A 10,327-nucleotide genomic window follows, 5' to 3' on the forward strand; every position below is an offset into this window, starting at 1 on the left:
GCTACTCTCAGTTCAACACTAAACCACAAGAGGAAAAGTTATGGATAAAGTTGTTCTCATTACTGGCGCATCCAGCGGCATTGGAGTCGGGATCGCGCGCGAACTTGCGAGAGCGGGCGCGACGGTTGTGCTCGGCGCTCGCCGCACAGACCGCCTCGAGAGTGTTGCTCAAGAGATCAGGTCGTTCGGCGGCAAGGTCAGCACCTTCAAGGTCGACGTGACCAATCGTGCGGAATTCGCAGCTTTCGCAGAGGAAGCGCGGCGGGAGCATGGCCGCATTGATGTCCTCGTCAACAACGCAGGCGTAATGCCGCTGTCGCTTATGTCTTCACTCAAAGTCGACGAGTGGGACTTGATGGTGGATGTGAACATTAAGGGCGTGCTGTACGGCATCGCGGCTGTCCTACCGGAAATGAACAATCGCGGTTCGGGGCACATCGTGAACATAGCTTCGATCGGTGCTCTATCAGCCTCCCCAACCGCAGCTGTTTACTGTGCGACCAAATTTGCCGTCCGAGCAATCTCCGATGGGCTTCGCCAGGAAAATGACAAACTGCGCGTGACCTGCATACACCCAGGAGTCGTGGAAAGCGAACTTGCTAACACCATCACCGACCCGGTGGCGGCGGAAGCGATGAAGACCTATCGATCGATCGCGCTCACCCCAGATGCCATCGGGCGCGCTGTACGTTTCGCGATTGAGCAACCCGAAGATGTCGATGTGAACGAACTGGTAGTCCGCCCCACACGGACAATGTTCTGACAAGTCGCTCCATCAGGACAAAACCTCAACATAGAAGGTCAAGTCATGAAGAATTTTCTTCCGCTTGTAGCCCTGATAGTCGTCGCCACTGCCACGGCTTTCGGTGCATTGGCCCAAAACACAAAAACCGAGAATAACATGCCAGCTCAGTCTGCAAATCACTCCCAACAACAAAACCACCCTTACGTCGGAATGTGGGTGACGGATGACGGTCGCATCCGCCACGAACTCTTGCCAAATGGCCGCTACGACGAAGCTCGTGGCAACCGCGAAAGCGCTTACCAGGGCCGTTATGTCGTTTCTGGTAACCAAATCGATTACTGGGACGACACCGGCTTCACTGCAGACGGCGTCTTCGTCGACGAGAACACGCTTCACCACGCTGGAATGATATTGCGACGCAAGTGAAGCTAAAGTTCTTGGGATAGGCCTGCCTCACACCTGTGCTCCGCAAGGCCAACGAGGCAGGCGATCCAAAAAATTCGGCAAGATCTTGCTTAGGCTCTCAGGCGAACAACACATGCCACCGCGCTTTCTGGCGGGTCCACACGCACTGTAATACCTGGGCACTGGGGATGATGCGTGCATCAGCGGGATAAAGAATAGGGTAGCCGCTCAGGATCGACGGACATCGTGGAAATTAGAGGTTTGGAGCAATGACTTTAAATCCATCCGTTCTGTTAGCAAAGGTTCTCCTGCTCAGCGCCACGATGGCGCTAAGCAGCGGATTTCCGTTTGTGACGACAGATTTCCCTCCGTCACCGCGACCTGAATCCGCTACTGAAGTGCAACACCATCCCTATGTCGGAATGTGGGCGACGGAGGACAATCACGCGCGATATCAGCTGCTGCCCAATGGGCGCTACGATGCAGCGCGTGGCACACGCGAAGGTGCCTATAGAGGGCGCTACCGTGTCACAGGCAACATCATACAATATTGGGATGACACCGGATTCTACGCGGATGGTGAATTCCGCGACGGTGCTTTGTTCCAGGCCGGCATGGTGCTGTACAGCAAGAAATGAAGACTTTCAGGCAATAGCAGATGGCATTGAAGATCTGATGTAGTTCATGAACCTGGAGCTACGGACGATGCCGCAGTTTCTGACATTCAACGCGACCTTCTGTGTCGTAGTCGTCACTGTCCCTTTTTCGATATGCACTCGCGGCGGCGTGCCTGCGCCCCGCTCCGGCAGTCAAAGTCGGCTAAATCCCAAACCAACGGTGCTTGTTAGCAGCAGCGCTGGGTCCGAAGCAGCCCAAACTTCTGCCGTCCTAACGAAACCGAGGGTTCGGTCAAAGTAATGTTGGGAAGGGAGCTGACATCATGCGTGTTTCACGCGCTTGCAAAGAATAATGATCGCAACAGAGTGAATGGGAACCTCGACCAATGCCGTCCCGATAAGATCTCGGAAATGCCACGTTGTCGGGCGATAAACCTTCGAAGTCTGATTTTGCACGGTGACCGTAGATGCGATCCGCAACGATTGCTGCAATGCTTGCTCTTGGGACCTCTACACCAGCAATCGGCGACATTGAAGCGCCGGGTCCTCAAGGTGCACTACTGGCGACGATGATCCTTCCCGCAGAAGGTGCGCCTATGGTGCTGATCATACCGGGATCCGGCCCTACAGACCGGGACGGCAACAATCCGCACGGTGTGAAGGCGGCATCATATCGACTTCTAGCCGAAGGATTGGGTGAACAGGGAATTGGCAGCGTTCGGGTAGATAAACGCGGCATGTTCGGCAGCAACGCCGCCGTGGAAAATCCCAACGCGGTAACAGTAGATGATTACGTTCAAGATGTGGGCGCATGGATCGACGTAATCCGTTCCCGGACTGGAGCCAACTGTGTCTGGCTCCTCGGGCATAGCGAGGGCGGACTGGTGGCACTAGCGGTCGCCTCCAGACTAGAGACTGTCTGCGGCGTCATCCTTGTCGCAACGGCCGGCCGTCCACTCGGAGAGGTTCTCAGGGAACAATTAAGCGCTAATGCCGACATCGCGCATCTGATGGATGCAGCAAGTGATGCGATCGACGAGTTATCGGCTGGACGGCGTGTCGACGCGTCGCAGATCCCGCCCGAACTTTCCCCGCTTTTCGGTCCAGCAGTACAGAATTTTCTCATCAGCAATTTCGCACTCGATCCTGCGGATTTGGCGAGCAAGACCCTCAAACCCCTTCTCATCATACAAGGTGAGCGCGACCTGCAGGTGTCAGTGGCCGATGCAAAACTTCTGAATGAGGCTGCCCCGCACGCCAAATCGGTTACAATTCCGGACACCAACCATGTTCTGAAGACAGTCGGCTCAAATGACCGAAACGAAAACATTGCGACATATTTTGCAGACAATCTTCCCTTGGCGCCGGGGATCGTGGACGCGATCTCTCGTTTTGTAAAGCGTCACTGAGATCAGAACGAAATTGCTCTCGATCATCCTCTTTTCTTGGCTGGGCTGGGGAGATCCTTCGTGCCGCTGCGTCGGACGTAGGAACTGATCAGCTACGGCGAACGCCCAACCACCGCGCCGCGGCCAAGTGCTGTATTCCTTCAAACAATGGAGACTGCGGAGGTGATCTTGGTAGCGTCGCTGCGGCGAAGGCAACTTACCCTGTAGCCCACACACCGACTTTCAAGGTATGGGGGCGGGCGGTGGCAATCTGCTGATGATCCCCAACCGTCCGGACGGCCCAAGTTCCGCCAAGCCTTCCTGGCAGGACCCAGTGCATGACTCGAGCCAACTGGAGAGGATAGTGACGACCAGGCGCAATGAACTCAAATTGAATGCAGTGAGCGTGGATCAACGTCGCGTCCCGGTGCCCAATTCGATCAGTACAGAGGCGCAACAACGACTTCATGCGGCCGTTCGAGACGACGGCATACCCCTCAACGCCCTGTACCCAATGCCTGCGGCGGACGATCGTGAATCATGGCAGAACCTAAAAGCAGCCGTAGATTCAAATTATGCTGTCAGGTTATCAGCGCTGGACCAAGCACAAGACGTCAAGGTAACCACGAAGCGAATTGGCTCAGCCGCGGTCCATTTTGCCAGACCCGCAAAGCCCGATCGCGCGGATTGTGTGTACATCGATCTGCACGGAGGAGCACTTGTCTTTGGGGGCGGGGAAGCGAGCCGCGAGGGGGCCCGGATAGCTGCATATCGCTATGGCATTGAATGCTACGGCATCGACTATCGGATGCCGCCTGAGTTTCCCTATCCGGCCGCGCTTGAGGACTGCATGTGCGTCTACAAGCATGCTTTAGACACATATGGAGCCGACCGCATTGTCATCGGTGGGCGATCTGCCGGTGGCAATCTAGCGTTGGCGACCGTGCTTCGCGCAAAGGATGAAGGGCTGAATTTGCCACGCGCGATTGTGTTGCTTTCGCCTGAAATCGACCTGACGGAGTCAGGCGACAGCTTCCAGACCAACAAGATGATCGACGTCAACCTTCCAAACTCTTTGATGTCGGCGAACCTGCTCTATGCCAACGGCGCCGATCTTTGCCATCGTTACATTTCGCCACTCTTCGGACAGTTCTTCAAGGAATTCCCACCGACATTCATTCAGAGTGGCACTCGCGACTTGCTTCTTTCGAATGCTGTCCGCTTACATAGGGCTTTGCGTCAGGTGGGAGCCGTGACCGAACTGCATGTATTCGAGGCCATGCCTCATGGCGGTTTCGGGGGCACACCGGAAGATGAAGAGCTTGCCCTTGAGGTAGCCCATTTCATAAATGATGCCCTTACTCAATAAGTTGACTTGGAAATGAATTCGGACGCACGCCCGGGTTCATCAAGGCGGCTTGATGCGCCTGCCACTCGAGTGTCAAGAAAGCGTCCTAATACGCACGGTGACGATGTATCGGAGTCCCTGGCATGACACCGCCAGCGATCCATGGAGGTTTAAATGAGAGTACTCCTCGTTGAAGATGAGGTTCGGCTAGCAGATGCACTGGCTTCAGTCATGCGCCGCGAGCGGTTTATCGTCGACCAAGCAGATAATCTGGGAGCCGCAACGGAAGCCGTTGCAATTGGAGAGTTCGATCTAGTCCTTCTGGATCGGACTTTACCCGATGGAGAAGGGTTGAGCCTGGTGCCCCATGTGCGCGCTCGCAACCCCGGAGTTCACATTATCATCCTCAGTGCACGCAGTGCCGTCGAAGACCGTGTCGTGGGTCTTGACGAAGGAGCTGATGACTACTTGGTCAAGCCGTTTTCTATCGACGAACTCTTGGCACGCATAAGGGCAGTTCGGCGCCGCCCTGCCCAGTTACAGGGCGAGCAGATTAGAGCCGGCACCGTCGTCTATGACCTATCCAATGAGGAAGTCGAGGTGAACGGTGCACGCATCGATCTTCCTCGTCGCGAATTACGGGTTCTAGCAACACTCATGAAACGTCGAGGGAGAACGGTACTGCGGGAATCTCTCGAACAGGCTGTCTTCGCTTTCGATGACGAGATACAGTCTAACACACTGGATTCGCACATCTCCCGCCTCCGCCGACGGCTCAAAAACTCCGGCGCTGGTATAGAGATACACGCAATTAGAGGGGTTGGTTACCTGCTGCGGGAAGCAGCTTGATGAAGCCAAGGTCGCTCAAGCGGGCATTGATCATCTACCCGCTCACATTTCACTTTGTCGCGCTATACATAGGCGTCGCGATCCTGGTTTATGTTGCGATCCGAGTGGATAGTGGTGGTCCTTACGCTGACCAGCAGATTACGGCAGTGATCGCTCAAGCTATCAAACGCGACGATGCCGGGCGTCTTTCTGTCGTGATGACGCCGGAGTTACAGCAACTGCGCGCTAATTCGACAACACTCTGGTTCGTTGCGGAAGACAGCGACCGACAAACCGTGTCGCTTGGCAATGTCCCACCACTTTATCAATCGTTTGTCGGTCACCTGAGCGAGCTGTCCTATGCTCAAATGCGCGACCGTGAAGCTCCCTATGAACTGGCAGCGGTAATTCGCAGGGAACGAAGCAATATCGGCGAGCTTACCATTATGGGACATGGAGCACTCTCAGAACTGAGCTTCATGGTTTTGATGGCCTCGAACACCTTTGCCATTCCAATTTTTCTGATGCTCCTCCTCACGTCGTTGATTGTGACGCCCTGGATAGTGAAGCGCGCTTTAGGCGGCGTCCTTCGGGCGGCGCAGGAAGCTGAGCAAATTGATATCAATAGCCGCGGGCACAGACTTGATGCCCATAACGTGCCAAGCGAGATCTTGCCGCTAATCCGCGCTTTCAACAACGCGCTTGCAAGGCTCGATGACGGATATGAACGGCAGCGACGTTTTATTGCTTCGGCGTCCCACGAACTGCGCACACCAGTAGCAATTCTACGAAGCAAGATCGAAAGCTCCAAGGCGCATGCGGTGCAGGAGCTGAACCAGGACGTTCACCGGCTTGCCACCCTGACAGAGCAGCTGCTTGACCTTGAGCGACTTGATATCGACACGAACTTTGAGACAGTCGACCTTGCATCTCTTGTCCGGCAAGTCGTTGCGGACCTCGCGCCGATCGTAATCGCTCAGGGTTGTAAAATAGAGGTTAAGGTCGTCAGACGTGGCGTCTGCCGGGGAGACCCTGCCGCGCTTGAACGTGTTATTTCCAACCTGATTCAGAATGCCGTTCATCACGGAGGGAAGTCAGTGTTAGTGAGGATTAACGGAGCCATTGTGGAAGTCGAAGATGATGGTCCAGGCATTCCTCCGGATGAACGCGAGCGTGTTTTCGAACCGTTCCATCGATTGCATCCGCGTCAGAGCGGAGCGGGTCTCGGGCTCAACCTGGTGAAAGAGGTCATCACCCGACATGAAGGCCAAGTTAGTATTCTTGACGGTGCGCTCGGGGGAGCGCTTATCCGCATCGCGCTTGTCGAATCTTAAGCGCGATCAACCCATTCGTGAGGTCTCTTGGCAGTACATATCTGATCGGCGAGTTTCACACGCTAGCCTTGAAGCGCTGAGCCGAGGCTGTGAAGCCCATTATACAGGGAGTGGAGAGCGACGGACGGCCAGATCGAACCCGTCATGCGGAACAGAATGCCAGCGAAGAGCCCCATCATGATCGCGATAGGTAGAATTACTCCTACTCCATGGGCCACTCCGAAAATTACGGAACTTAAGCCGACACCTGCCCACATTCCAAACCGATTCAGTGCATTCGCGACAACACCTCTGAATAGCAATTCTTCGCCCAATGGAGTCAGCAGAGCCCCACCAATAAAAGACAGGAGAAAAGGTACTGCACCTCCCCGCGCTGCGGCATGGAGTATCGCTTGAGGATCGTCGGCTGAGCCCCTGCCCCACTCAGAAAGCCCTTGTAGAATAACAATACTGCAGGCGTATCCAAAGACTGCTAAAGCCGAAGCGATTACGAACCAGCGGAGGTCAACTTGTGTGAACCCGTAGGCTGAGAAGCCTCGTCGACGGATAAGATATGCTATGGCGAACGCACCGAGGCCGGCGACACCTCCGCCGTACGAGCCGATGACCCCTTGCCATACTGGTTCGCCAGGCGCCAGGCCGCCAACTGCAAGAGCCAACAGAATAAGCAGGATCTGAAAGGATATCATTCCGAGGCCCACCTCCCCCAAATTAGGCCGTTTTGCGGATGTCCAGTCATGCATGACAGATTCCTTTGAAGGGTTGGAAGGCCGCAAAGGGCCTTATTGCTGCAACCATCGGAAGCGCCCTTGCTGGGACGCCATGACGCCATCTGTCAACGCGCCTTAGCGACCGATCCCGAAAGATAAAGAAGCAGAAGGACGAGATCACCGGTTGAATTCACACGGCAGTATCCGCCGGTGATCTCTGCTTTGGCTAGTAGCGAGGATATTGAGGACCGCACTCACGCCGGCTCGGGTCACGCTGGCAGCGCTGATCTCGAGCGCGGTCGCTTATGATCTGGGCGTTGAGTGCTGTTTCGCTTGCAAGATTGGCGCGGTAGGCGTTTTCCATCGATCCGCTATCGGATACGCAGCCTGCCGTTGTCATACCCAGCAACGTTACGAGTGCGGCGCTCCTCAGTGCGGATGCGCCTCGTTTCAGTGGTTGAAAGATCATTTCATTACCTCAATTGTTCGACGTCTCACGCCATCGGACTTGAATGCCGGCCGTCAGAGCTGAAAAATACGGTTGAACATTGCGACAACATGGAGTGATCAGGATTTCAAACGGATGCGCCATGCGTGCCGCTGCGATAGTCTTCGCTGCATGAAGGTCGCTGGCTTAGATGATTTATGGCCCTGTTCTGAAAAGGTCAGGCGAAGGCTGGCATCTAGAGCGCGTCCACTTTACTCGGGGTCATATCCGCAGGATTTGAAGTAGTTGGCGCATTCTTGCGGCTCGAACAGCGTGACGATGTGGCCGACCGTATTCCATAAGCCCTCGACCGTTCGCTCGGCTTTGGCGCGCAAGACAGCCTTAAGCTTAGCGAAGGCCTTCTCGATGGGGTTGAAGTCTGGACTGTAGGGCGGAAGGTAGAGTAACCGGCACCCCGCACCTTCGATTGCGAGACGCACCCCCTCCGTTTTGTGTGCCAGCAGGTTGTCCATGATGACGATGTCGCCCGGCACCAAGGTTGGAATGAGAACCTGTTCGACATAGGCCTGGAACGCGACGCCGTTCATTGCGCCGTCGAGGACCATGGGTGCGGTTATGCCCGTAAGCCTGAGTGCGCCGTTGAATGTCGTCGTCTTCCAGTGCCCGTGGGGGATCGGGGAGCGGCATCGATCTCCGCAAGGGGCTCGTTCCGCGAAGCCGGGACATCTTCGTGCTCAGGCCTGTTTCATCAAAGAAGACAAGGCGCGCCGGATCGAGATCGAGCTGGCCGTCGAACCAGTCCTCGCGACGTTTCAGGAGATCGGGACGCTCCTGCTCCAGTGCATGTGCGGTCTTTTTTTGAAAGTCCAGCCGCGCTTTCGCAGCCAGACATCAAGCGCACTGCGGCCGATCGATACGCCTCTTTCCTCGTGCAATCGCTGGACCATCTCATTGAGTGTGATGTCCTTCGCCTCTTCGATCATGCCGAAGATGAAGTCCTCGTGAGTATCCAGGCGTGAGCCGCCGCGTCGGCCCTGCTTCTCCGGGGTCAACAGACCAGCTCGCGCACTCGCAATCCAGGCGATGGCTGTCGAAACCCCAATCCCAAATCGGGCTGCCGCTGAACGCGCCGACATGCCATCCCGTGACGCGGCCAGAACGCGGCTACGCAGATCATCACTGAAAGCCCGGGTCATATTGCCTCCGACCAAATCACCAGTCGAAGTGGTGGAATCAGAATTCGGCGACCAGGGGAAACCTCAACACGATTCCGCGTTCAATGGACGCGCTCTAGTTGGTTTACGGCAACAGACAATCGGGAGGCGCGACCATGCGATGGGAATATTGTACGATTGAACGAGTTCTGACGGCTGAGGAAATGAACGAGTTTGGATCCAAGGGATGGGAGCTCGTTGCAGTCGTCTCGCCGGGACATTTCGTCCTGCATTATTTCTTCAAACGGGCACTTGACGCTTAAGCTATCTGCGAGCGCGGTGACGTCGTGAGTGAGGCCCTTCTGCTCTGTGGGATCAGGCCATTGGTTCCGCGAAGGCGAGAAGAAGGAAACCGTCAGCATGCGGCTTTTTTTAGAGTATTGGAACGCAAGAGCGTGAAGCGGATGTCAAAGCAGCTCGAGCACTTTCGTCTCGTCCCACCCCGGCTGACAGATCTCGAAGCTCTTTCCTAACTGTCCTCGCCCTGTCCACGGCAAAGATGTGGCGCCCAGACTTCGGCAACAGAACCTGGAAAAGTCCTGAAGCCAGCCGGAATTGCTTTGCCGTGAGACGATGTGATCTTGCCAGAAGCTCGCCTGTCGACCGACGAGATCAACACGACCTCGCATGTGTCCGTCAAAAGGTCGCCGATTGCTTCGGTCAGCAGGTAAGGCAATCGCACATGCGTGACGTAAAACTGCCAATGATCCAGTTTTCTTGTCACCGATGGCTCGAATACCGTTCCCGTATTGATAATCACATTATCGAGCTTGCTAGCCCTAAAGTTTGTTTCGAGCGCTTCAACGATATCGAGAACAAAGGGTTGCATATCCGGCTGTCTCGCATCCAGTTTCAGCATCACTGCACGGCCACCAAGCCACTCAACCTCTCGCACAACCTCTTCGGGAAACTCGGCCTGCGACCTGTAGGTGCCGATGATGTAAACACCTGACTTCGCAAGACTCACCGCGCTGGAGTAGCCCAATCCGCTGCAAGCACCAATTACAAGTGCGATCCTCGTAGTCATGACGACGTTACCTCTTTCTCATTTTCTGAGTTGCGCGAAGAGCCGAACCGCGACGCTCGAACGCAGATACGCAGATACGCAGACTGAAGTATGCAAAACGGCTTCAGCTGGATCTCCACGCGCCACGCAGCACACCGAGAAAATCAATGAGCTGCCTCTCAAATCGCAGCCTGGAAAAGCTAAGCCATGCATTCAGAGAGCACTAGGCGGCCAACTCTCTACTGGTTGGTTAGATAAAGTTGACAAACACCATGGGAGGCGAG

9 protein-coding genes and 1 pseudogene are annotated in these 10,327 nt (G+C 55.4%); 7 read left to right on the top strand and 3 right to left on the bottom strand.

The genetic code is table 11. The features are described from left to right. Positions 1-40: 40 nt before the first annotated feature. From AC02Y0_RS25030 to AC02Y0_RS25060, 7 genes are all read left to right on the top strand, one after another. Positions 41-763: an SDR family oxidoreductase gene (locus AC02Y0_RS25030; protein WP_476384587.1), complete on the top strand. Its 723-nt coding sequence runs from the start codon at positions 41-43 to the stop codon at positions 761-763. A gap of 45 nt (positions 764-808) precedes the next feature. Further along, complete coding sequence (locus AC02Y0_RS25035) at positions 809-1,171, top strand: Atu4866 domain-containing protein (RefSeq protein WP_476384588.1); 363 nt, start codon at positions 809-811, stop codon at positions 1,169-1,171. Positions 1,172-1,419: 248 nt separating this feature from the next. Then, positions 1,420-1,788 (top strand): Atu4866 domain-containing protein, encoded by a 369-nt coding sequence (locus tag AC02Y0_RS25040; RefSeq protein ID WP_476384589.1) that lies wholly within the window; start codon positions 1,420-1,422, stop codon positions 1,786-1,788. A 446-nt stretch (positions 1,789-2,234) separates the two neighbouring features. Then, complete coding sequence (locus tag AC02Y0_RS25045) at positions 2,235-3,176, top strand: alpha/beta hydrolase (protein WP_476384590.1); 942 nt, start codon at positions 2,235-2,237, stop codon at positions 3,174-3,176. A 343-nt stretch (positions 3,177-3,519) separates the two neighbouring features. Beyond that, positions 3,520-4,524: an alpha/beta hydrolase gene (locus AC02Y0_RS25050; RefSeq protein ID WP_476384591.1), complete on the top strand. Its 1,005-nt coding sequence runs from the start codon at positions 3,520-3,522 to the stop codon at positions 4,522-4,524. Positions 4,525-4,677: 153 nt separating this feature from the next. After that, positions 4,678-5,352 carry a response regulator gene (locus tag AC02Y0_RS25055; RefSeq protein ID WP_476384592.1) on the top strand — a complete coding sequence of 225 codons (675 nt, stop codon included), beginning with the start codon at positions 4,678-4,680 and terminating at the stop codon, positions 5,350-5,352. After that, positions 5,352-6,665 carry a sensor histidine kinase gene (locus AC02Y0_RS25060; protein ID WP_476384593.1) on the top strand — a complete coding sequence of 438 codons (1,314 nt, stop codon included), beginning with the start codon at positions 5,352-5,354 and terminating at the stop codon, positions 6,663-6,665. The genes AC02Y0_RS25055 and AC02Y0_RS25060 overlap by 1 nt, the downstream gene beginning before the upstream one ends. Positions 6,666-6,727: 62 nt before the next feature. Here AC02Y0_RS25060 and AC02Y0_RS25065 read toward each other — a convergent pair whose 3' ends face one another. The 3 genes and pseudogenes from AC02Y0_RS25065 to AC02Y0_RS25075 form a co-directional block, all read right to left on the bottom strand. Next, complete coding sequence (locus AC02Y0_RS25065) at positions 6,728-7,408, bottom strand: lysostaphin resistance A-like protein (RefSeq protein ID WP_476384594.1); 681 nt, start codon at positions 7,406-7,408, stop codon at positions 6,728-6,730. A 666-nt stretch (positions 7,409-8,074) separates the two neighbouring features. After that, a pseudogene (locus AC02Y0_RS25070) lies at positions 8,075-9,019 on the bottom strand (IS630 family transposase). 487 nt (positions 9,020-9,506) lie between these two features. Continuing rightward, positions 9,507-10,064 (bottom strand): SDR family NAD(P)-dependent oxidoreductase, encoded by a 558-nt coding sequence (locus AC02Y0_RS25075; RefSeq protein WP_476384595.1) that lies wholly within the window; start codon positions 10,062-10,064, stop codon positions 9,507-9,509. Positions 10,065-10,327: the final 263 nt, after the last annotated feature.

It is taken from the genome of Allorhizobium sp. nf9_anc (assembly GCF_056323085.1).